This window comes from Pseudomonas sp. PS01299 (genome assembly GCF_029960145.1).
GTDB classification, from domain to species: domain Bacteria; phylum Pseudomonadota; class Gammaproteobacteria; order Pseudomonadales; family Pseudomonadaceae; genus Aquipseudomonas; species Aquipseudomonas putida_A.
In genome coordinates, this window is record NZ_JASCPO010000026.1 from 1 (window position 1) to 25,801 (window position 25,801).

The 25,801-nt window shown below is 61.7% G+C and carries 8 protein-coding genes; 1 reads left to right on the top strand and 7 read right to left on the bottom strand.

Annotated elements, in window-relative coordinates:
• Positions 1-114: 114 nt before the first annotated feature.
• The 7 genes from QMX91_RS07605 to QMX91_RS07635 form a co-directional block, all read right to left on the bottom strand.
• Positions 115-981 (bottom strand): ABC transporter permease, encoded by an 867-nt coding sequence (locus tag QMX91_RS07605; protein WP_210556926.1) that lies wholly within the window; start codon positions 979-981, stop codon positions 115-117.
• A gap of 20 nt (positions 982-1,001) precedes the next feature.
• Positions 1,002-1,862: an ABC transporter ATP-binding protein gene (locus tag QMX91_RS07610; RefSeq protein WP_027611118.1), complete on the bottom strand. Its 861-nt coding sequence runs from the start codon at positions 1,860-1,862 to the stop codon at positions 1,002-1,004.
• A gap of 5 nt (positions 1,863-1,867) precedes the next feature.
• Positions 1,868-2,893 carry an ABC transporter substrate-binding protein gene (locus QMX91_RS07615; RefSeq protein ID WP_282412501.1) on the bottom strand — a complete coding sequence of 342 codons (1,026 nt, stop codon included), beginning with the start codon at positions 2,891-2,893 and terminating at the stop codon, positions 1,868-1,870.
• A gap of 18 nt (positions 2,894-2,911) precedes the next feature.
• Positions 2,912-3,808 (bottom strand): TauD/TfdA family dioxygenase, encoded by an 897-nt coding sequence (locus QMX91_RS07620; protein WP_282412502.1) that lies wholly within the window; start codon positions 3,806-3,808, stop codon positions 2,912-2,914.
• A gap of 373 nt (positions 3,809-4,181) precedes the next feature.
• The gene (locus QMX91_RS07625; protein ID WP_096796933.1) at positions 4,182-5,549 is read right to left on the bottom strand and encodes an HlyD family type I secretion periplasmic adaptor subunit; all 1,368 of its coding nucleotides are present in this window, start codon (positions 5,547-5,549) and stop codon (positions 4,182-4,184) included.
• A complete protein-coding gene (locus QMX91_RS07630) occupies positions 5,539-7,695 on the bottom strand; it encodes a type I secretion system permease/ATPase (protein WP_027611114.1) in 2,157 nt (718 codons plus the stop codon). Before QMX91_RS07630 ends, QMX91_RS07625 begins: the two co-directional genes overlap by 11 nt.
• Positions 7,696-7,737: 42 nt before the next feature.
• Positions 7,738-9,090 (bottom strand): TolC family outer membrane protein, encoded by a 1,353-nt coding sequence (locus QMX91_RS07635; RefSeq protein WP_007961502.1) that lies wholly within the window; start codon positions 9,088-9,090, stop codon positions 7,738-7,740.
• Positions 9,091-9,447: 357 nt separating this feature from the next.
• On the opposite strand from QMX91_RS07635, the gene QMX91_RS07640 reads away from it, so the two are divergent.
• Positions 9,448-25,686: a LapA family giant adhesin gene (locus QMX91_RS07640; RefSeq protein ID WP_282412503.1), complete on the top strand. Its 16,239-nt coding sequence runs from the start codon at positions 9,448-9,450 to the stop codon at positions 25,684-25,686.
• Positions 25,687-25,801: the final 115 nt, after the last annotated feature.

Genomic DNA, 25,801 nt, shown 5'->3' on the forward strand with positions numbered 1-25,801 from the left:
TTGACGGCGGCTGAAAGGACGCCTTCGCGAGCAAGCCCGCTCCCACAGGGGAACGCATTCCAAAATGTGGGAGCGGGCTTGCTCGCGAAGGCGCCGGTCCTGCCAACACAAATCTCAGCGCTGCATGCCCCAACGCTTCACCGTCACTCGCTCCAGCGTATCGAACACCAGATTCTCCACCAACAACCCGATCAGGATCACCACCGCCAACCCGGCAAACACCTTGTCGGTGTACAGCTCGTTGCGATTCTGGAAGATGTACCAGCCCAACCCGCCCTTACCGCTGGTGGCGCCGAACACCAGTTCGGCGGCGATCAGCGTGCGCCAGGCAAACGCCCAGCCGATTTTCAGCCCGGCGAGGATCGACGGCAGCGCTGCCGGGATCAGGATGAACAGCACAAAACGCATGCCCTTCAGCCCGTAATTGCGCCCGGCCATGCGCAAGGTTTCCGAAACGCCGAGAAAGCCGGCGTAGGTGTTCAACGCCAGCGCCCACAGCACCGAATGCACCAGCACGAAAATCAGGCTGTTCTGCCCCAGCCCGAACCAGAGCAACGCCAGTGGCAGCAAGGCAATCGCTGGCAGCGGATTGAACATTGAGGTCAGGGTGCTCAGCAGGTCGCGACCAAACTGCGTCGACACCGCCAGCGTGGTCAGGGCGAACGCCAGCACGATGCCGATCAGGTAACCCTTGATCAGCACCACCAGCGATATCCACACCTTGCCCAGCAACTCACCGCTGAGCAGGCCGTCGTACAGCGCATGACTGGTCTGCAGAAAGCTCGGCAGCAGCAGGTCGTTGTTCTGCACCCGGGCGATCACTTCCCAGAGGATCGCCAGCAGAATCAGGATCACACTCTTACGCAACCAGCCCTGTTGCCACAGGCGTTGGCCCAGCGGCAGTTCGCGCTCGAGCGGCACGCTGGTCAGTGGTTCAAGGACGGTTTCAAACTCTTGTCGTAGAGACGATGGCTGGCTCATCGGGCAATCCTCCAGAACGCTCAATAAGCGATACGAATGTCGTTGAAGTCATGGTCACGCTCGGTTTCCGGCGACTGGCCCTCATCGAACAGCAAACGGTGAATGCGCCGCGCCGATTCCTGAAACGCCACGCCGCCGAGGCTTTGCAGATCGTATTGATGGCTGTGCACTTCAGCGCGCACCCGCCCCGGATGTGGCGACAGCAGCAGGATGCGATTGCCGACCACCAGCGCCTCTTCGATCGAGTGGGTGACGAACAGCAAGGTGAAGCGCACTTCTTCCCAGAGCAGCAGCAATTCTTCCTGCATCTTGCGCCGGGTCAGCGCATCCAGTGCGGCGAATGGCTCGTCCATCAGAAGGATTTTCGGCTGCATCGCCAACGCCCGGGCAATCGCCACCCGCGCCTTCATGCCGCCGGACAAAGTGTGGGGATAGGCGTCGGCGAATGCTGCCAGACCGACTTTTTCCAGGTAGTGCAGTGCACGTTCTTCGGCGTCTTTTTTGTTCAAGGTTCGCGAGGCCAGCAGCGGAAACATCACGTTCTGTTTGACGGTTTTCCACGGCGGCAGTTGATCGAATTCCTGGAACACCACGATCCGGTCCGGACCGGGTCCATCGACCCGCTGACCTTGCAGGCGAATCTCGCCTTCGCTCGGCGCAATGAAACCGGCGGCCGCCTTGAGCAAAGTCGACTTGCCGCAGCCGGACGGGCCAAGCAGCACGAAGCGATCCGCCGGATCGATTTCGAAACTGACCTGATGCGTGGCGCGCACCACCCGCTGCGGGGTGCGGTATTCGAGGCTGACGTTATCCACCGCCAGCAGCGCTTGCGTACTGGCGACCGGGTTGCTGGCCGCGTGGCCTTGCAAAGGGGCATTCATCTCGATCAGCTCCCTTGCAGCGGTTTGGCGTCCTGGAAGAAGTAGTCCTTCCACGATTCCGGTTTGTTCTTGATCGCACCGACGCGGTAGAGGAATTCGGCCAGTGGATAGGTATTTTTCGGCGTGACGCTGAATTCGAATTGCGGGTTGTCGATGATTTTCAGCAGCTCGGCGCGGTCGATCCTGGCCTTGGTCACGCGGATGTAGGTGTCCGCCGCCGCGCCCTTATCGTTCTGCGCAAATTGCGCGGCTTCGGTCAGCGCTTCGACGAAGGCCTTGTAGGTTTTCGGGTTGTCGTGGCGGAATTTCTCGGTGGCGAACAGCACGGTTGGCGAGTTCGGGCCGAGGATGTCGTAGGAGTTGAGCACCACGTGCACGTTCGGGTTCTGCAGCGCCTGATCCTGGAACGGTGGGTTGGAAAAATGCCCGGTCAGCTCGGTGCCGCCGGCAATCAGCGCAGCGGTCGCATCCGGGTGCGGCACGGCGATGGTGTACTTGTCGAGGCGATTGAATTCCTTGTCACCCCACTGTTTGGCCGCCGCGTATTGGAGGAAGCGCGACTGCACCGACACGCCCACCGCCGGCACCGCAATGCGGTCCTTCTCGGTGAAATCGGCAATGGTTTTGACCTTGGGATTGTTGCTCACCAGGTAGTACGGGAAGTTGCCGAGCGAGGCGACTGCCTTGACGTTCTGCTTGCCGTGGGTGCGATCCCAGATGGTCAACAGCGGGCCGACGCCGGCACCGGCGATGTCGATGGAGCCTGACAACAGCGCATCGTTGACCGCGGCGCCGCCCGAGAGCTGCGTCCAGTCGACCTTGATGTCGAGGCCTTCCTGCTTGCCGTACTTCTCGATCAAGCCCTGATCGCGCACCACGTTGAGCAATAAATAGACAATCCCGAACTGTTCGGCGATGCGGATTTCACCTTCGGCGTGGGCCACGGTCGGCGCCACCAGGCTGCCAGCGATCAGGCTAAAACCGAGGCCAATGGCCGCCGCCAGCGGTGCAAATGGAAGACGTTTGGACATGATCGAATCTCCGGCAAATCAGAAAGGCGCGTCGCCCTGAATGGTCGTGCGATACAGCTTGCGGCGCAGGTGCGCTGGGCAGCCGGCGGCAAGGTGAATCAGCGAACGGTTGTCCCAGAACACCATGTCGTGGGGCTGCCACTGATGGCGGTAGATGTTCTGCGGCAACACGCTGTGGGCGTAGAGCTCGGCGAGCAGTTGTTTGCTCTCGTCCTCCGGCAGACCGACGATGCGGGTGGTGAAGCCCTCGCTGACGAACAACGCCTTGCGGCCGTTTTCCGGGTGAGTGCGAACGATCGGGTGTACCACTTCGGCGACCTGCGCCAGTTGTTCCGGGGTCAGGGTCGGGCGCCAGTTGCCCTCGAATTTGGTCTCGCTGTAACGCGCGGTGTAGGAGTGTGCGGCGGAGCGCCCTTCTACGGCTTTACGCAGCGCTTCGGGCAGGCTGTCCCAGGCTTTGTGCATGTCGGCAAACAAGGTGTCGCCGCCCTCGGACGGTAATTCCTGGGCATGCAGCATCGAGCCAAGGCTCGGCAGCTCTTTATAGGAAAGGTCGGAGTGCCAGAACTTGCCGGCATCGCCGAGGCCGATGTTCTGGCCGTTCTCGACGATGTTGGAAACGATGAGGATTTCCGGGTGATTGGCCAGCAGGAACTGCTTGAGCACGTGAATCTGCAACACGCCGAAGCGGCGGCTGAAATCGATCTGCTGTTGCGGGGTGATGCGCTGGTCGCGGAACACCACGACGTGGTGATCCAGGTGCGCACGATGAATGCGCGCGAAGTCCTGATCGTTGACCGGCCGGGTCAGGTCCAGGCCGATGATCTCGGTACCGACGGCACCGCTGAACGGACGAATTTCAAAGCTTTGCGGCGCGGCAGTCGCGGCGCTTGGGGTGGCAGTAGCTGCGGACATCTTTCAATCTCCCACGCACGGCGCGCTCACAGGCGCGCACGTCGATCAGACACTCACGCTGGATTGCGTGTCGGTTCAGGTCGTGCGGCGCGCCGATTGGTCGGCAGGTACGCAGGTGGATGACTTTAAAGCTATAAGAACTGGAAATTAAATACCGTTAATGAATAACGATATGGCGGATGGTGAGGAATGGACTGGATGGTGAGTGACGATTTGTGTCACTTACTGACAGGGGTGTGGTGATTTTGCTGGCCCCTTCGCGAGCAAGCCCGCTCCCACATTTGATCTTCAGTGGACACAAGTTCTGTGTTCGACCGGGATCCACTGTGGGAGCGGGCTTGCTCGCGAAGGGGCCATGTGCCGCGCTGAAGACCTACCGCTCGTGCAACGCCTCGGCCCGCGCCCGGATGATCGGCTTGAGCAGATAGCTCAACACCGATTTCTTGCCGGTGATGATATCCACCGACGCCACCATCCCCGGGATGATCAGCAACGGCTTTTCATCAGTGCCCAGGTGGCTGCGCTCGGTGCGCACCTTGATGATGTAGTAGGTGGTTTTCTTGTCTTCGTCGGTGATGGTGTCGGCACCGATCTGCTCCAGTTTGGCTTTCAGCCCGCCATAAATGGTGTAGTCGTACGCGGTGAATTTGACGATCGCTTCCTGCCCCGGATGCAGGAACGCAATGTCCTGCGGACGGATCTTGGCTTCGACCAGCAAGGTGTCATCCAGCGGCACGATTTCCACCATGTCGCTGCCCGGCTGAATAACACCGCCGATGGTGTTGACCAGCAACTTGTTGACGATGCCGCGCACCGGCGAGGTGACCAGCGTCCGGCTGACCCGGTCTTCAAGCGCTTTGCCGGTGGCCTGGGCCTTGTTCAGGTCGGTGCGGGCTTCGTTGAGCTGAGTCAGCGCATCGCTGCGAAATTTGCCGCGAGTCTCGTCGATCTTGCGCTGGACTTCCTTGATGGCCGATTCGGCGCGCGGGATCGCCAGCGTGGTTGCGTCGAGCTGACCACGGGTTTCGACTTCGGCACGCTTGAGCCGCAGCACTTCCACCGGCGATACGGCGCCCTGCGCCACCAGCGGCTCGGACATGTTGATTTCCTGGCGCTGCAATCCCAGTTGCTGGCGATACTGCGCCTGCTTGGAGCTGAACTCGCGCAGCTCTTGCTGACGCTGGATCAACTGCTCCTGCAAACCGCCGATCTCGTCGTGCAGTTGCTGACGACGACTGATGTACAACGATTCTTCGCTTTTCGCCTGGCCCGGCACGGCTTTGAGCACGTCTTCCGGGAAATTCAGTGGACGGTCATCGACCTCGGCGCTCAGACGCTCGACGCGCAACAGCATCGACAGTCGATCAGCTTCGGTTTCGCCGACGTTGGAAGCAAACCGCGTGTCGTCCAGGCGAATCAGCGGTGCGCCGGCCTCGACGATCTGACCTTCCTTGACGAACATTTCCGAGACGATCCCGCCCTCAAGGTTCTGGATTTTCTGGATCTTCGACGACGGAATCGCCTTGCCGTCGCCCTTGGTCACTTCGTCGATGACCGCGAAGTTGGCCCACAACAGCAGGAACAGGAAGAAGCCGATGATTGCCCAGATGGTCAGGCGCACGACGCGCGGGGCGTCCTCGATCAGCGCCTTGTTGACCTCCGGCAGCGGCTGGCCCTGCAGCGAGGCAGAACCCTTGAAGTAGCGACGGATCGACTCTTTGACACCCGACTTAAGCAACACTGATCTGCCCCTTCTTCAACGCTTCCATCACGGCGGCTTTCGGGCCATCGGCGAGAATCTGTCCACGGTCGACCACCAGCAGGCGGTCGACCAGCGACAGCAGCGAGGCCCGGTGCGTCACCAGCACCACGGTCTTGTTTTCAACGACGGCGGCCAGACGCTGCTTGAGGCGTTCTTCGCCGGTGTTGTCCATGGCGCTGGTCGGTTCGTCGAGCAGCAGGATCGGCGGGTTGAGCAGCAGCGCCCGCGCCAGAGCAACGTTCTGCCGTTGGCCACCGGACAGGTTCTGCCCGCGCTCGCCGACTTGCAGCTCATAACCCTGCGGATGCAGGCGGGCGAATTCGTGCACGCCGGCCAGTTCGGCGGCTTGCAGTACCAGCTCGTCTTCTACATAGCGCGCGCCAGAGACCAGGTTGTCACGCAGGGTACCGGCCAGCAGCTGGATATCCTGCGGCACGTAGCCGATGTTGTAGCGCAGCTCGCTGACGTCGATCTGGCGGATGTCGACGCCGTCCACCAGCAACGCGCCGTCGTCCGGTTGGTACAGGCCCACCAGCAGTTTCGCCAACGAACTCTTGCCCGAGCCGCTGCGGCCGATGATGCCGATCTTCTCGCCGGGACGAATCACCAGGTTGATGTTCTTCAGCGCCGGGTTCTGTTGCTCCGGGTAGGTGAAGTTCAACTGACGGCACTCGATCGCGCCCTGCAACACCTTGCGGCTCAGCGGACGCTCTTCGAAATTGCGCTCCTGCGGCAGCTCCATCATCTGGTCGACGGAAGTCATGGTTACCCGTGCCTGCTGGTAGCGGGTCAACAGACCGGACAGCGACGCCAGCGGGCTGAGCGCGCGGCCGCTGAGCATGTAGCAGGCAATCAGACCGCCCATGCTCAGGTTGCCGGCGATGATCTGGTACACGCCGAAGACGATCATGATCACCCCGGCCAGTTGCTGGATCAGCAGGGTGATGTTCATCGCCAGACCGGAGAGCATTTTCACTCGCAGCTCGAGGCGGCTGAGGGTGCCGATGGTCTGTTCCCACTGGTATTGGCGTTCGCTTTCGGCGTTGTTGACCTTGACCGCATCGAGGCCGGCGAGGGTTTCGATCAGGCTCGACTGACGCTCGGCGCCGAGGGCCATGGTGCGTTCCATGGTCGCTACCAGCGGCTTTTGCAACGCATAGCCGATCAACAGCGCAATCGGGAACGCCAGCACCGGAATCCACACCAGATGCCCGCCGAGAATCGCGATGACGATGAAGATCAGGATGGTGAACGGCAGGTCGATCAGACTGGTCAGGGTCAGCGAGGCGAGGAAGTCGCGCAGGCTCTGAAACTCATGGATGTTCTGCGCGAAGCTGCCGACCCGCGCCGGGCGGTACTTCATGGCCATGCCGACGATACGCTCGAACAGCGTTGCGGAGATGATCAGGTCGGTTTTCTTGCCGGCCAGATCCAGGCACAGGCTGCGCAGGCTTTTGAGAATCAGGTCGAAGATGTAGGCACCGGTGATGCCCAGCGCCAGCACCCACAGGGTCGCTTCGGCCTGGTTCGGCACCACGCGGTCGTAGACGTTCATCACGAACAGCGGTGCGGCCATGGCGATGATGTTGATCAGGAAACTGGCGGCGATCGCATCGGCATACAGCCAGCGCGAGCGCTTGAGGGTGTCGCGGAACCACGAGCGCGCACGCGGGATCAGCGTGCCGTGGTTGACGTCGAATTTGTGCTGCGGCTGGGCGAAGAACACTTTGCCGGTGTAGTCGTCAGCCAGCAGTTCGCGGCTGACCACCGATTCGCCGCCGTCGCTTTCGCTGAGCAGCACCCGGGCTTCGTTGTCACCTTGCCAGCCGAGCAGGACGGCGCTGCGGCCATCCTTGAGCAGCAACAGCGCCGGCATGGCAATCGCCGGAATCTCTTCCAGCTTGCGTTGCAGCACCCGACCCTGCAGCCCGGCGCGAGCCGCTGCGCGGGGCAGCAACTCGACACTCAGGCGCTGCTTGGGCAACGGCAGGCCAGTGGTGAGCATCGCGGCACTGGCCGGCTTCTGGTGCAACATGCATAGAGCGAGCAAGCCATCCAGTAACGGATCGTCGTGCATCGCGCGCGGATCATGAATGAGTTGAACTCGACTGACTTCTGATTCCACGCTCGGCACTCTTGGCTAACAATTGAACAATGAAGGTTCTGCTCAATTCATACCCGGCAGTTGGACCTTCGGCTTCACATCGTTCTGCACGACGGATGCCAATGGTGCGACCACTCCCTGGCTCTTGAGCAACTCGCCCATGGTCGCCTTGATTCGATACTGAGTAAATAACTGAATGTTCTTGATCTCGGCCAGACGGCGCGAAGCGGTGAACAACTCGTTTTCGCTGTCGAGCAAATCGAGCAGGGTGCGCTCGCCGAGGCTGAACTGACGCTGGTAGGCGGTACGCACGGCGGTGCTGTGATCAACGTACTGCTGCGCGATCGGCACCTGCGCATTGGCGTTGTTCAGGGCGTTCCAGGCCAGGCCCAGTTCTTCGTTCAACTGACGCAGGGCGTTGTTGCGGATGTCCAGCGCCTGGTTCGACAGGTACGACTTGGATTCCAGATCGGCCTTGTTGCTGCCGCCCGAATACAGGTTGAAGCGCATGCGCAGCATCGCCTGCCACTCGTTGTTGTGGCCGTTCTGACCATCGAGATCGTTGTCGGCGGTGCGTCCCAGCTCGGCGTCGAAACGTGGGTAGAACGTCGACTTGGCGGTTTCGTACTGCTTCTCGGCAGCGGCGATATCGGACTCGGCCGAGCGCAGGATCGGGCTGTTTTCCAGCATCTGCGTACGGGCTTCATTGAGGTTGGCCGGCATCATCGCCATGAACGGCGCCGGGCGCTCCAACTGGTCAGGCATCTGGCCGACGGCACTGAGGAAGTTGGTCTCGGAGTCGGCGAGGTTGGTCTGTTCGGTGATCAGGTTGTTGCGGGCCTGAGCCATCCGCGCTTCAGCCTGATCAAGGTCAGCGCCGCTACCAACGCCGCGCTGGGTGCGTAGCTGGATCTGATCATAGATGCGCTGGTGGCTTTTGAGGTTTTCTTCGGCCAGACGCACGAATTCGCGGCGGGTCAGCACGTCCAGGTACACCTGGGCGACGGTCAGCGCGGTGCGCTCGGAAGTGCCGAGCAGCGAGTAGGCGCGGGAGTTGACGGTGGCTTGTTGACGCCCGACTTCGCTGGACGTGGCAAAACCGTCAAAAACCATTTGCGAGAGACGTAAACTTGACTCGCTGCGGTTCAAAGTTTCCCAGTGGTTGCCGCCACCGTTGGCGCGCGTGGTCACGCTGTCAGTGCCCTCACGGCCATAACCGCCCAGCAGATCTACCTTGGGCAGGTATCCACCTTTGGCTGCCTTTAACTGATAATCCGCGGCCAAACGACTGTTGACCCCCGCCTGGATTTCCGGATGGACATCCAGTGCCTGTTGCATGGCTTCTGGTAAGGATTGTGCTTGGACGAAAGAGGCGGCGAGGGCGAACGGTAGAGCCTTGAACAAGTGCAAACGCATGGTAAAGATTTCCCAGGACTTCTTGTCTTGAATCACAGCAAAACGTGCTGCTGCGTCGGATGATTGGCAACCGGAATGACCGTATGTCGGAAAGTTCAAAATAGGAACTGGATCACACGCTGAGGGACAGGTCGCCGCGGAAATATCAATGTGACATTAGTGGGGCGATTGTTTAGGATGGCACCCAGAAGGTCAATAGTTTGGCATAAAGTTAATAGCGAAAGAATCTAGCCAAATTATTGACGAAGAACAGCGTCAATCTTGATTCGCAAATTTTTAAAGTACGTCCAGACTGAATCGGCGCCGAAGCCATCAGGCTATGGAAGTCAACTGAACGTGACACCCGGAGAGTCTTCAATGAGCAGTGTTGTTGCCATCGTCAAAAGCATTGTCGGTCAGGTATTCGTGGTCTCCCCCGAGGGTGTACGCCGCGTGCTCGTTGAAGGCGATCGCCTGTTCGTCGGCGACCAGATCGATACCGGCCTCTCCGGCGCCGTGTCGCTGGAACTGGCGGATGGCCGCACCCTGGACCTGGGCCGTGAAACCCAGTGGAGCGCCAACGCGCCCGACTCCAGCACTGACCTGGCCGAGGCCACCGCGCAGGCCGCACCGTCCGTAGCCGAGCTGCAGCAGGCCATCGCCGCCGGTGCCGACCCGACCACCGCCCTTGAAGCCACCGCTGCCGGCGCTACCGCCGCAGGAACTGGCGGCGCGGCAGGCGGCGGCCACAGCTTCGTGATGCTCGATGCCACGGCTGGCCGCGTCGATCCGACCATCGGCTTCCCGACCGCGGGCATCAACGCCGGCGCACAAGCGGCACAGAACATCACCGGTGGCCAGACCACCGACACCACCACCAACGCCCTGCGTGAGTCGACCCTGAGCCTCAGCGCCACGCCGACCATCACCGAAGCCGGCGGCGTGCTGGTGTACACCGCGACCCTGACCCAGGCGCCGTTGACCGACCTGACCATCACCCTGTCCAACGGCTCGGTGATCGTGATTCCGGCCGGCTCCACCACCGGCACCGTCAACGTGCCGCTGGCACCGAACGACACCGTTTATAACGACCCGACCCAGATCAACGTGACCGTCACCGGCACCACCGGCGGCAACGGCATTACCGTGACCCCGCCGACCACCCCGGCGACGACTCAGGTCACCGACACCATCGACACCACCACCGTCACCCTGACTGCTGGCAACAGCGTCACCGAAGGCGGTCAGATCACCTACACCGCGACCCTGACCAACCCGGCACAGACGCCGGTCACCGTAACCCTGTCCAACGGTTCGACCATCACCATCGAAGCCGGCCAGACCACCGGCACCGTCAACGTGCCAACCGCGCCGAATGACGTCTATAACAACGGCAGCACCGTCAGCACCACGATTACCAGTGCCACTGGTGGCAACTTCGAGAATCTGGTACCAAACACGACGCCAGTCGTAACGAACATCGTCGATTCGCGCGACACCACCGGCCTGACCCTCACCGCCACCGGTACCGTGGTCGAAGGTGGCCAGATCACCTACACCGCGACCCTGACCAATCCGGCACAGACCCCGGTCACCGTCACCCTGTCCAACGGTTCGACCATCACCATCGAAGCCGGCCAGACCACTGGCACCGTCAACGTGCCGACCGCGCCGAACGACGTCTACAACAACGGCGGCACCGTCAGCACCACGATTACCGGCGCAACCGGCGGCAACTTCGAGAATCTGGTGCCAAACACCACCCCGGCGACCACCACCGTCACCGACTCCATCGACACCACCAACCTGTCGCTGAGTGCCACCGGCACCGTCGCTGAAGGCGGCTCGATCGTTTATACCGCCACCCTGACCAACCCGGCCGGCACCCCGGTGACCGTGACGTTGAGCAACGGCTCCGTCATTACCATCGAAGCTGGCAAAACCACCGGTACCGTGACCGTTCCGGCGCCTGCGGATGACGTCTACAAAGATGCCGGCAAAGTCGAAGTCAGCATCACCGGCACTACCGGTGGCAATTTCGAGAACCTGGTGCCGAGCACCGTTCCGGCGGTCACCGAAGTCACCGATACCATCGATACCTCGACCGTCAAACTGACTGCCGATACCTCAGTCGCTGAGGGCGGCATCGTCACTTACACCGCCACCGTCGGTGCACCTGTGACCGGTTCGCCAGTGACCGTGACCCTGACCAACGGTCAGACCATCACCATCGAAGTGGGCAAAACCACCGGCACCGTGACCACCACCGCGCCGAACGACGCGCTGACCGGCAACCCACCGCTGACCAACGCCATCACCAATGTCAGTGGCGGTAACTACGAGAACCTCGTCGCCGACAAAACCCCGGTTTCGACCACCGTTACCGACACCGTCGACACCACCAACCTGACCCTGAGCGCGACTGGTACCGTGGCTGAGGGCGGTTCGATCGTTTACACCGCGACGTTGACCAATGCTGCCGGCTCGCCGGTCACCGTGACCCTGAGCAACGGCGCCGTGATCACCATCGAAGCCGGTAAAACCACCGGCACCGTGACGGTTCCGGCGCCTGCGGATGACGTCTACAAAGATGCCGGCAAAGTCGAAGTCACCATCAACGGTGCAACCGGCGGCAACTTCGAAAATCTGGTGCCAAGCACTGTCCCTGCGGTCACCGAAGTGACCGATACCATCGACACTTCGACGGTCAAACTGTCCGCTGACACCTCGGTCGCCGAGGGTGGCACCGTTACTTACACTGCGACCGTTGGTGCGCCTGTGACTGGCTCGCCGGTTGTCGTGACTCTGGCCAACGGTCAGTCCATCACCATCGAAGTGGGTAAAACCACTGGCACCGTGACCACCACCGCACCGAACGACGTGCTCAACGGCCAGGCGCCGCTGAGCAACTCGATCACTGGCGTGAGCGGTGGCAACTACGAAAATCTGGTCGCCGACAAGACGCCGGTCAGCACCACCGTGACCGACACCGTCGACACCACCAACCTGACGTTGAGCGCCACTGGCTCCGTCGCTGAAGGCGGTTCGATTGTCTACACCGCGACCCTGACCAACCCGGCCGGCACCCCGGTGACCGTGACCCTGAGCAATGGCTCCGTCATCACCATCGAGGCCGGTAAGACCACCGGTACCGTGACCGTTCCGGCGCCTGCCGATGACGTTTACAAAGATGCCGGCAAGGTTGAAGTCAGCATTACCGGAACCAGCGGTGGCAATTTCGAGAACCTTGTTCCGAGCACCGTTCCAGCTGTCACCGAAGTCACTGACACCATCGATACTTCGACCGTCAAACTGACCGCTGATACCTCGGTGGTCGAGGGCGGCACCGTCACCTACACCGCGACTGTCGGGGCCCCGGTAACCGGTTCGCCAGTGACCGTCACGTTGGCAAACGGCCAGACCATCACCATCGAAGTGGGTAAAACCACCGGCACCGTCACCACTACTGCGCCGAACGATGCGTTGAACGGTCATGAGCCACTGACCAACGCGATCACTGACGTGAGCGGCGGCAACTACGAGAATCTCGTAGCGGATAAAACCCCGGTTTCGACCAACGTCACCGACACCGTCGACACCACCAACCTGTCGCTGACTGCGACCGGCACCGTGGCGGAAGGCGGTTCGATTGTCTACACCGCAACCCTGAGCAATCCGGCCGGTACTCCGGTCACCGTGACCTTGAGCAATGGCTCGGTCATCACCATCGAGGCCGGCAAAACCATTGGCACCGTAACGGTTCCAGCACCTGCCGATGACGTCTACAAAGACGCCGGCAAAGTGGAAGTCAGCATTACCGGAACAACCGGCGGCAACTTCGAGAACCTGGTGCCGAGCACTGTCCCTGCGGTCACTGAAGTGACTGACACCATCGACACCTCGACCGTCAAACTGACCGCCGATACTTCGGTGGCTGAAGGTGGCACCGTCACTTACACCGCCACTGTCGGTGCGCCGGTGACTGGCTCGCCGGTTGTTGTGACCCTGGCCAACGGTCAGACCATCACCATCGAAGTGGGCAAAACCACTGGCACCGTGACCACCACCGCACCGAACGATGCGTTGACCGGTCACGAGCCACTGACCAACGCGATCACTGAAGTGAGCGGTGGCAACTACGAAAACCTGGTCGCTGACAAAACCCCGGTTTCGACCAACGTCACCGACACCGTCGACACCACCAACTTGACCCTGAGCGCCACCGGCACCGTGGCGGAAGGCGGTTCGATCGTCTACACCGCGACCCTGACCAATCCGGCCGGTACTCCGGTGACCGTGACCTTGTCCAACGGCTCGGTGATCACCATCGAAGCGGGTAAAACCACCGGCACCGTGACCGTTCCAGCTCCAGCCGATGACGTCTACAAGGACGCCGGCAAAGTCGAAGTCACGATCAAGGATGCGTCCGGCGGCAACTTCGAGAACCTGGTGCCAAGCACCATTCCGGCAGTGACTGACGTCACCGACACCATCGACACCTCGACCGTTAAGCTCAGCGCCGATACTTCGGTGGCTGAAGGCGGCACTGTCACTTACACCGCCACCGTCGGCGCACCTGTCACCGGCTCGCCAGTGACCGTGACCCTGGCGAACGGCCAGACCATCACCATCGAAGTGGGTAAAACCACCGGCACCGTCACCACCACCGCGCCAAACGATGCGCTGAACGGTCACGAACCGCTGACCAACTCGATTACCGGCGTCACCGGTGGCAACTACGAAAATCTGGTCGCTGACAAAACCCCGGTTTCGACCACCGTTACCGACACCGTCGACACCACCGACCTGACGTTGAGCGCCACTGGCTCCGTTGCCGAAGGTGGTTCGATCGTTTACACCGCGACCCTGACCAATCCGGCCGGTACGCCGGTGACCGTGACCCTGTCGAACGGCTCGGTGATCACCATTGAAGCGGGTAAAACTACCGGCACCGTGACCGTTCCAGCGCCAGCCGATGACGTCTACAAGGACGCTGGCAAGGTTGAAGTTACGATCAAAGACGCCGCAGGCGGCAATTTCGAGAACCTGGTGCCGAGCACGGTTCCGGCTGTCACCGAAGTCACTGACACCATCGATACTTCGACCGTCAAACTGACCGCCGACACTTCGGTCGCTGAAGGCGGCACTGTCACCTACACCGCGACTGTCGGGGCCCCGGTAACCGGTTCGCCAGTGACCGTCACGTTGGCAAACGGCCAGACCATCACCATCGAAGTCGGCAAAACCACCGGCACCGTGACCACCACTGCGCCAAACGATGCGCTGAACGGTCACGAACCGCTGACCAACTCGATTACCGGCGTCACCGGCGGCAACTATGAAAATCTGGTCGCTGACAAAACCCCGGTCAGCACCACAGTCACTGACACCGTGGACACGACGAATCTGTCGCTCAGCGCCACCAACTCGGTCGCCGAGGGTGGTTCGATCACCTACACCGCGACCCTGACCAACGCTGCCGGCTCGCCAGTCACCGTGACCCTGTCCAACGGTTCGGTGATTACCATCGAAGCGGGCAAGACCACCGGCACCGTGACCGTTCCAGCGCCTGCCGATGACGTCTACAAAGATGCCGGCAAAGTCGAAGTCACCATCAACGGTGCAACCGGCGGCAACTTCGAGAACCTCGTTCCGAGCACCGTTCCGGCAGTGACTGAAGTCACTGACACCATCGACACCACGTCGGTGAAACTGACCGCAACCGAGTCCGCTGCTGAAGGTGGCACCGTCACCTACACCGCCACTGTCGGTGCTCCGGTAACCGGCTCGCCTGTGGTAGTGACCCTGGCCAACGGTCAGAACATCACCATCGAAGTCGGCAAGACCACCGGCACCGTGACCACCACCGCACCGAACGATGCGTTGAACGGTCATGCGCCGCTGACTAACGCCATCACCGACGTGAGCGGCGGCAATTACGAGAATCTGGTTGCCGACAAAACCCCGGTCAGCACCACCGTGACCGATACCGTCGACACCACCAACCTGTCGCTGGCCGCGACCGGCACCGTCGCTGAAGGCGGTTCGATCGTCTACACCGCAACCTTGACCAACCCGGCCGGTACGCCGGTAACCGTGACTTTGTCCAACGGCGCCGTGATCACCATCGACGCGGGCAAAACCACCGGCACCGTGACCGTTCCAGCACCTGCCGATGACGTCTACAAAGACGCCGGCAAGGTCGAAGTCACGATCAAGGATGCTGCGGGCGGCAACTTCGAGAACCTGGTGCCAAGCACCGTTCCAGCCGTTACCGAAGTCACCGACACCATCGATACCTCGACCGTGAAGCTGAGCGCCGATACTTCGGTGGCTGAAGGCGGCACTGTCACTTACACCGCTACTGTCGGCGCTCCAGTGACTGGCGCGCCTGTTGTTGTGACCCTGGCCAACGGTCAGACCATCACCATCGACATCGGCAAGACCACCGGCACCGTGACGACCACCGCACCGAACGATGCGTTGAACGGTCACGAGCCGCTGAACAACTCGATCACCAATGTCAGCGGCGGCAACTACGAAAACCTCGTCGCCGACAAGACGCCAGTCAGCACCACCGTGACCGACACCGTCGACACCACCAACCTGTCGCTGAGCGCGACGCCGGCGGTGAACGAAGGCGGGCAGATCACCTACACCGCCACCCTGAGCAACGCCGCCGGCACCCCGGTGACCGTAACCTTGAGCAATGGCGCGGTGATCACCATCGACGCCGGCAAAACTTCCGGCACCGTGACCGTCGATGCGCCGAAGGATGACGTCTACAAGGACGCCGGCACCGTTGAGGCGACCATCAAGGGCGCGACCGGTGGCGACTTCGAAAACCTGGTGACCAGCAACACCCCGGCGGTGACCACCGTCAACGACACCATCGACACCTCCACCGTGTCGCTGACCGCCACCGCCAACGTCGCCGAAGGCGAAACCGTGGTTTACACCGCAAGCGTGACTGCACCAGTAACAGGCTCGCCTGTTGTGGTCACCCTGTCCAACGGCCAGACCATCACCATCGCCGTCGGTGAGACCACCGGCAGCGTGAACTTCGTCGCGCCGAACAGCCCATTGGCGGGCGGCAGCTCGCTGAGTGTGGCCATCGACAAGGTTGCCGGCGGCAACTATGAAAACCTGGTGGCCGACAAGACACCGGCGAACACCTCAGTGTCGGACACTGTCGACACCACCAACCTGAACCTGACCGCCAGCGACTCGGTGGCGGAAGGTGGTTCGATTGTTTACACCGCGACCCTGACCAATCCGGCCGGGACGCCGGTGACCGTGACCCTGTCCAACGGCGCGGTGATCACCATCGAAGCCGGTAAAACGTCGGGCACCGTGACCGTTCCAGCTCCGGCTGACGACGTGTACAAAGACGCGGGTAAAGTCGAAGCAACCATTTCCACCGCTACCGGTGGCAACTTCGAGAACCTGGTGCCTAGCACCGTTCCGGCCGTCACCAACGTGACCGACACCATCGATACCACCACGGTCAAACTGACCGCGACCGAATCGGCTGCGGAAGGTGGCACCGTCACCTACACCGCGACTGTTGGTGCGCCAGTGACTGGCTCGCCGGTCGTGGTGACCTTGGCCAACGGTCAGAACATCACCATCGAAGTGGGTAAAACCACTGGCACCGTGACTACCACTGCGCCGAACGATGCGTTGACCGGCCACGCGCCGCTGACCAACGCCATCACCGACGTGAGCGGCGGTAACTACGAGAACCTCGTGGCGGATAAAACGCCGGTTTCGACCAATGTCACCGACACCGTCGACACCACCAATCTGTCGCTCAGTGCGACCGGCACCGTGGCCGAGGGTGGCTCGATCGTCTACACCGCAACCCTGACCAACGCCGCTGGTTCGCCAGTCACCGTGACCCTGTCCAACGGCGCGGTGATCACCATCGAGGCCGGTAAAACCTCTGGCACCGTGACCGTTCCGGCGCCAGCCGATGACGTGTACAAGGACGCCGGTAAAGTCGAAGCGACCATTTCCAGCGCTACCGGTGGCAACTTCGAGAACCTGGTGCCAAGCACCGTTCCGGCCGTCACCAACGTTACCGACACCATCGACACCACCACGGTCAAACTGACCGCGACCGAGTCCGCTGCTGAAGGTGGAACCGTCACCTACACCGCCACCGTCGGTGCTCCGGTAACCGGCTCGCCTGTAGTCGTGACCTTGGCCAATGGTCAGAACATCACCATCGAAGTCGGCAAGACCACAGGCACCGTGACCACCACCGCGCCGAACGATGCGTTGACCGGTCATGCGCCACTGACCAACGCCATCACCGACGTGAGCGGCGGTAACTACGAAAACCTCGTGGCGGATAAAACGCCGGTTTCGACCAATGTCACCGATACCATCGACACCACCAACCTGTCGCTCAGTGCCACTGGCACCGTCGCTGAAGGCGGCTCGATCGTTTACACAGCAACCCTGACCAACGCCGCGGGCTCGCCAGTTACCGTGACGCTGAGCAACGGCGCTGTCATCACCATCGAGGCCGGCAAAACCACCGGCACCGTGACTGTTCCAGCTCCGGCGGACGACGTTTACAAAGATGCCGGTAAAGTCGAAGCAACCATTTCCACCGCCACCGGTGGCAACTTCGAAAACCTGGTGCCAAGTACCGTGCCGGCTGTCACCGAAGTCACCGACACGATCGACACCTCGACCGTCAAACTGACTGCCGATACCTCGGTAGCCGAAGGCGGCACCGTCACCTATACCGCCACTGTTGGCGCACCAGTCACCGGTTCGCCGGTCGTGGTGACCCTGGCCAACGGTCAGAACATCACCATCGAAGTCGGCAAGACCACTGGCACCGTCACCAGCACCGCGCCTAACGACGCGCTGACCGGTCATGCGCCTCTGACCAACTCGATCACAGGTGTGACTGGCGGCAATTACGAAAACCTTGTGGCTGACAAAACCCCGGTCAGCACTAACGTCACCGACACCGTCGACACCACCAACCTGTCGCTGTCCGCAACCGGTACCGTGGCCGAAGGTGGCTCGATCGTTTACACCGCGACCCTGACCAACGCCGCTGGCTCGCCAGTTACCGTGACGTTGAGCAACGGCGCCGTGATCACCATCGAAGCAGGCAAAACCACTGGCACCGTTACCGTTCCGGCCCCAGCCGATGACGTGTACAAGGACGCTGGCAAAGTCGAAGCGACCATTTCGACTGCTACCGGTGGCAACTTCGAGAACCTGGTACCGAGCACTGCTCCTGCAGTCACCAACGTCACCGACACCATTGATACCACCACGGTCAAACTCACCGCGACCGAGTCTGCTGCCGAAGGTGGCACCGTCACCTACACCGCGACCGTTGGTGCGCCAGTGACTGGCTCGCCAGTCGTGGTAACTCTGGCCAACGGCCAGAACATCACCATCGAAGTCGGCAAAACCACCGGCACCGTAACCACCATCGCACCGAACGATGCGCTGACCGGTCATGCGCCTTTGACCAACGCGATCACCAATGTGAGCGGCGGTAACTACGAAAACCTGGTCGCCGACAAAACGCCGGTCAGCACAACCGTTACCGACACTGTCGACACCACCAACCTGTCGCTGAGCGCAACCAACTCGGTCGCCGAGGGTGGTTCGATCATCTACACCGCGACCTTGACCAACGCGGCTGGCTCGCCAGTCACCGTGACCCTGTCGAACGGCGCTGTGATCACCATCGAAGCCGGGAAAACCACTGGCACCGTGACCGTGCCGGCTCCGGCGGATGACGTCTATAAAGACGCGGGTAAAGTCGAAGCGACCATCTCCACCGCTACCGGTGGCAACTTCGAAAACCTGGTACCGAGCACCGTGCCGGCTGTGACTCAAGTCACCGACACCATCGATACCACCACGGTCAAGCTGACCGCGACCGATTCTGCTGCCGAAGGTGGCACCGTCACCTACACCGCCACTGTCGGTGCGCCTGTGACCGGTTCGCCTGTCGTTGTGACACTGGCTAATGGTCAGAACATCACCATCGAAGTCGGCAAAACCACCGGCACCGTAACTACCACCGCACCGAATGATGCGCTGACCGGCCACGCGCCGCTGACCAACGCGATCACCAACGTCAGCGGTGGCAACTACGAAAACCTCGTTGCCGACAAGACCCCGGTCAATACCACGGTCACCGATACCGTCGACACCACCAACCTGTCGCTGTCCGCGACCGGTACCGTGGCCGAAGGCGGCTCGATCGTTTACACCGCGACGCTGACCAACGCTGCCGGTTCGCCGGTTACCGTGACGTTGAGCAACGGCGCCGTGATCACCATCGACGCCGGCAAAACCACCGGCACCGTGACCGTCCCGGCACCGGCTGATGACGTTTACAAAGACGCCGGCACCGTGCAGGCCACGATCAAATCCGCCACCGGTGGCAACTTCGAAAATCTGGTGCCAAGCACCACGCCAGCCGTGACCAGCGTCACCGACACCATCGACACCACCACGGTCAAACTGACCGCGACCGAGTCTGCTGCGGAAGGTGGTACCGTCACCTACACCGCGACCGTTGGTGCACCGGTAACCGGTTCGCCAGTGACCGTGACTCTGGCCAACGGCCAGAACATCACCATCGAAGTCGGCAAAACCACCGGCACCGTGACCACCACTGCGCCGAACGACGTTTTGACCGGTCATGCGCCACTGACCAACGCCATCACCAACGTCAGCGGCGGCAACTACGAGAACCTCGTTGCCGACAAGACCCCGGTCAGCACCACGGTCACCGACACCATTGACACCACCAACCTGTCGCTGAGCGCGACCGGCACCGTGGCCGAGGGTGGCTCGATTGTTTACACCGCAACGCTGACCAACGCCGCGGGTTCGCCAGTGACCGTGACGCTGAGCAACGGTGCAGTCATCACCATCGACGCCGGTAAAACCACCGGTACCGTCACCGTCCCTGCCCCGGCCGACGACGTCTACAAAGACGCCGGCACTGTTCAGGCAACGATCAAAACCGCGACCGGTGGCAGCTTCGAGAACCTGGTACCAAGCACCACGCCAGCAGTGACCAGCGTCACCGACACCATCGACACCACGGGCGTGAAACTCACCGCCACGGGCACCGTGGCCGAAGGTGGCACCGTCACCTACACCGCTACCGTTGGTGCGCCAGTTACCGGCTCGCCTGTCGTCGTGACCCTGGCCAACGGTCAGACCATCACCATCGACATCGGCAAAACCACCGGCACCGTGACCAGCATCGCACCGAACGATGCGCTGACCGGTCACGCGCCGTTGACCAACTCGATCACTAACGTGACCGGCGGCAACTACGAAAATTTGGTAGCCGACAAAACCCCGGTCAGCACCACCGTGACCGACACTGTCGACACTACCAACCTGACCCTGAGCGCCACCAACACGGTCGCCGAGGGCGGTTCGATCATTTACACCGCCACCCTGACCAACGCCGCTGGTTCGCCAGTGACCGTGACCCTGAGCAACGGCGCAGTGATCACCATCGACGCCGGTAAAACCACTGGCACCGTGACCGTTCCTGCCCCGGCTGATGACGTCTACAAAGACGCCGGCACCGTGCAGGCAACCATCACCAATGCCAGCGGCGGCAACTTCGAAAACCTGGTACCAAGCACCGTACCGGCCGTGACCAGCGTCACCGATACCATCGACACCACTACCGTGAAGTTGTCTGCCACCGGTACAGCGGCTGAAGGCGGCAACGTCGTCTACACCGCCACCGTCGGTGCGCCAGTCACTGGTTCGCCAGTCGTGGTGACTCTGTCCAACGGCCAGACCATCACCATCGACATCGGAAAAACCACCGGCACCGTAACCACCACCGCACCGAACGATGCGCTGACCGGTCACGCGCCGTTGACCAACGCAATCACCAACGTGAGCGGCGGCAACTACGAGAATCTGGTTGCCGACAAGACTCCGGTCAGCACCACCGTGACCGACACCGTCGACACCACCAACCTGTCGCTGACCGCGACCGGCACCGTGGCCGAAGGTGGCTCGATCGTTTACACCGCAACCCTGACCAACGCCGCGGGTTCGCCAGTGACCGTAACGTTGAGCAACGGCGCCGTGATCACCATCGACGCCGGTAAAACCACCGGCACCGTGACCGTTCCGGCTCCAGCGGACGACGTCTACAAAGACGCCGGCACCGTGCAGGCAACCATCAAGTCGGCGACAGGTGGCAGCTTCGAAAACCTGGTGCCAAGCACCACGCCAGCCGTAACCAGCGTCACCGACACCATCGACACCACTGGCGTGAAACTCACCGCCACTGGCACCGTGGCCGAGGGTGGCACTGTCACCTACACCGCCACTGTCGACGCTCCGGTCACCGGTTCGCCAGTGACTGTAAGCCTGTCCAACGGCCAGACGATCACCATCGACATCGGCAAAACCACCGGCACCGTGACCACCACTTCGCCGAACGACGTGTTGACCGGCCACGCACCGTTGACCAATGCGATCACCAACGTCAGCGGCGGCAACTACGAAAACCTCGTAGCCGACAAAACCCCGGTCAGCACCACCGTGACCGACACCGTCGACACCACCAGCCTGTCGCTGAGCGCGACCCCGGCGGTGAACGAGGGCGGCCAGATCACCTACACCGCCACCCTGAGCAACGCTGCCGGTTCCCCGGTAACCGTGACCCTGAGCAACGGCTCGGTGATCACCATCGACGCCGGCAAAACCACTGGCACCGTGACCGTTCCGGCTCCGGCTGACGACGTCTACAAAGACGCCGGCAGCGTGCAGGCGACCATCACCAACGCCAGCGGTGGCAACTTCGAGAACCTGGTACCGAGCACGACACCGGCCGTGACCAACGTCGCCGATACCATCGACACCACCACCGTCAGCATCACCGGCAGCACCTCGGTGACCGAAGGCCAGACCGCCAGCTACACCGTCAGCCTGACCCACCCGGCGCAGACCGAAGTGACCCTGAAGATCGTCTACAGCGGCACCGCTGCCGACGGTTCGGACTTCACTGGCGTGTACACCGTGAAGATCCCGGCGGGCGCCAGCAGCGCGCAGTTCAACGTCGCGACCATCGATGACAAGATCACCGAAGGCACCGAGAACTTCGTGGTCAAGATCGACTCGGCCACCGGCGGCAACTTCGAGAACCTGGCCGTCAGCAGCACCAACGGCAGCGTCAGCACCTCGATCATCGACAACGATGCGCCACCGGTCATCGACCTGGATGCCAACAACTCCAGCGGCGCCACCGGTGCCGACTACAAGGTGACCTTCACCGAAAACACCCCGGGCGCCGGCGTGTCGATTGCCGACACTGACCTGACGATCACCGACCCGGACAGCACCATGCTGACCGGTGCGACCATCGTGCTGACCAACCGTCAGGACGGCGACGCGCTGAACCTCGGCAACAGCGTCAACGGCATCACCATCAATGCCAACAGCACCAACGGCACCGTGACCCTGACCCTGTCGGGTAACGCGACGCTCGCCGACTACATGCAGGCCATCAAAAACATCACCTTCACCAACAGCAGTGAAGACCCGAGCACCGTGCCGCGGATCATCACCGTGACCGTGACCGATGGCGGCAACTACTCCAACACCGCGACCACCACGGTCAACGTGGTGGCGGTCAACGATGCGCCAGTCGCCGCGCCAGTCAACGTCACCGGCACCGAAGACACGCCGCTGATCCTCGGCTGGTCGACCTTCGGGGTGACTGACGTCGACAGTCCGGCCAGCAGCCTGGGCATCAAAATCACCCAGCTGCCGGGCGAAGGCAAACTGCAGTATCTGGACGGCTCGACCTGGAAAGACGTCGCCAACAACCAGACCTTCAGCAAGGCTGACATCGACGCCGGCAAACTGCGCTTCATGCCGGATGCCAACGAGTCGGGGGTCAACGGTTACGGCGGCACCGGTATGGGCAACAACCAGGCCGACTACGCACAGATCAAGTTCCAGCCAACCGACGGCCAGTTGCTGGGCAACACCGGCACCGTGAAGATCGACATCACGCCGGTGGCGGATGCGCCGACCGTGAGCGTGGCCGACAACAGCGTGAAGTCCACCGGACTGGTCAAGGAAGTCTGGACCGGCCTGCCGGGCCTGGGCACCGACGGCAGCGGCGCGAACTCGACCACCCTGAAAAACGTGATCGACGGCGCCGGCACCCCGAACTCCAGCACCAACGTGACCAACGTGCAGTCGGACGGCAGTGTGACCGCCGGCACCGCGTCGAAGACCTCGGGCCTGATCTATCTGGAAGCCGGCAAGACCTACAGCTTCAGCGGTGTGGCTGACGACAGCCTGCTGATCACCATTGGCGGCAAGAGCGTGGCGTCGGGTACCTGGGGCGCGGGCGGGGCGATCAGCGGCTCGTTCACCCCGACCACCAGCGGCTACTACACCCTGGACATCTACCACCACAACCAGAGCGGCCCGGGCAGCTATGACGTGAACCTGTCGGTCAACGGCAGCACGCCAATCGACCTTAGCAGCGCCGGCGTGCCGATCTACACCGGGGTGCAGGATCTGGTGAATTCCGGTGTGACCGTCTCCGACCTGCACGGCACCAACGGCGAAGGCTATTACGACGGCTACAAGCTCAACACTGGCGCCGAAGGCACCACGGTGAAACTGTCGGCGATCAACACCGCGCTGACCGACACCGACGGCTCGGAAACCCTGAGCGTGAAGATCAGTGGCGCGCCGGTCGGCTCGGTTCTCTCCGACGGCAACGGTCACACCTTCACAGTCACCGCAAGCAACGGCGAAGCCAACGTCACCGGCTGGAACCTGGGCAGCCTGACCGTAACCCCGCCGACCTACTACAACGGCCAGTTCAACCTGACCGTGACCTCGACCTCCACTGAAATGGTCGGCGGTTCGGCCAGCAGCACCGCGACGATTCCGGTCACCGTGGTGCCGGCGGTTTACAACGCGGTGGTTGGTACCTCTGGCGACGACACCTTCAACGGTACCGATGGCAACGACATCATGGTCGCCGACATCGGTGGTCTGACCGTGGTGCCGGGCACCAACTACAACATCGCGTTCATGGTCGACAGCTCGGGTAGCATGAGCACCTCGTCGATCAACGCGGCCAAGGACTCGCTGACCTCGGTGTTCAACACCCTCAAGCAGAGCTTGGGCGGCAGCAACTCGGGCACGGTGAACATCTTCCTGGCGGACTTCGATACCCAGGTCAACAAGTCGGTGTCGGTGAACCTCAACGACCCGAACGCGCTGACCAAGCTCAAAGCCGTGCTCGACTCGATGGCGTCCGGCGGCGGCACCAACTACGAGGACGTGTTCAAGACCACGGCCAACTTCTTCCAGAGCGCGGAAGCTGTGGCGAACACCGGGGCGAAGAACCTCACGTACTTCATCACCGACGGCCAGCCGACCTATTACCAGAGCGGCGAGCAGACCAACCCGACGCTGTACGGCAGCGTGAAGTTCGACAGTGTGGTGACAACCAGCAACTACAAGCTGGGCGACACTTTCAGCACGTACATCGACAACACGCATTACCTGAGCATCACCGCCAGCGGTTATGCCCAGTTGCAGACTTACACTGCCCGTTATGGCTGGAGCACCACCAACCTGGGCACTGTTCACGCTCAGGGTGACGGCACTTACGAGTTGTCGAGCCTGGCCGGTAGCGGTAGCAGTACGGATTCGGCGACAACCTCCAACTCCAACAGCAGCTTCGCTCTGCTCAGCGGTCTGTCGAACGTCGAGGCGATCGGTATCAACAGCGGTGTCAGCCTCAACGACCTGAAACCGTATGACTCGGATCACTCGCCGCAGACCAACATCGATCCGAAGGATCTGGCCAACTCGATCATCGGCCACACCGAAGCGACGATGCCGGGCAACGACACCGTCAGCGGTGGCGACGGCAACGACATCCTGTTCGGCGACCTGGTGAGCTTCAACGGCATTGCCGGCGAGGGTTATCAGGCGATGCAGGCGTACGTCGCACAGCAAACCGGTGTGGACGTCAGCAAAGTCACCACCAGCAACGTGCACCAGTACATCACCGAGCACTATCAGGCGTTCGATGTGTCCGGTGCGCATGACGGCAACGACACGCTGCTGGGTGGCGCAGGCAATGACATCCTGTTCGGCTCGGGCGGCAACGACCTGCTCGACGGCGGCAAGGGCAATGACATCCTGCTCGGCGGCACCGGCAATGACACGCTGATCGGCGGCCAGGGCAACGACATCCTGATCGGTGGTTCCGGTGCCGACACCTTCGTCTGGAAAGCAGGCGACACCGGCAATGACGTGATCAAGGACTTCAACGCCAACGAAGGTGACCGCATCGACCTGCGCGATCTGTTGCAGGGTGAAACCGGCAGCACCATCGACAACTTTCTGAAGATCACCACGGTTGATGGCACGTCGTCGCTGCAAGTCAGCTCGGCGGGCAAGTTCAACTCCGGCGACGCGGCAGCCGCCACGCCGGACGTGACGATCAAACTGGAAGGCAACAACTGGTCGAGCGCCAACATTCACAACCTGATTGCCGGCAGCGATCCGACCATCAAGGTCGACCACAACAACAGCTGATGCGTGAACAAAACGGCCGCCCCTTGGGGCGGCCGTCACGTTTGCGGCTAACTCGGCGGTGACGATTTCGTCGCCACCCCGCATACTCGCGCGCAGTTGGCCTATGCTGCTGACA

Coding starts and splice junctions, on each gene's coding strand:
- QMX91_RS07635 (WP_007961502.1), bottom strand. CDS start 9,090: ATGCGTTTGCACTTGTTCAAGGCTCTACCGTTCGCCCTCGCCGCCTCT.
- QMX91_RS07620 (WP_282412502.1), bottom strand. CDS start 3,808: ATGTCCGCAGCTACTGCCACCCCAAGCGCCGCGACTGCCGCGCCGCAA.
- QMX91_RS07610 (WP_027611118.1), bottom strand. CDS start 1,862: ATGAATGCCCCTTTGCAAGGCCACGCGGCCAGCAACCCGGTCGCCAGT.
- QMX91_RS07615 (WP_282412501.1), bottom strand. CDS start 2,893: ATGTCCAAACGTCTTCCATTTGCACCGCTGGCGGCGGCCATTGGCCTC.
- QMX91_RS07640 (WP_282412503.1), top strand. CDS start 9,448: ATGAGCAGTGTTGTTGCCATCGTCAAAAGCATTGTCGGTCAGGTATTC.
- QMX91_RS07605 (WP_210556926.1), bottom strand. CDS start 981: ATGAGCCAGCCATCGTCTCTACGACAAGAGTTTGAAACCGTCCTTGAA.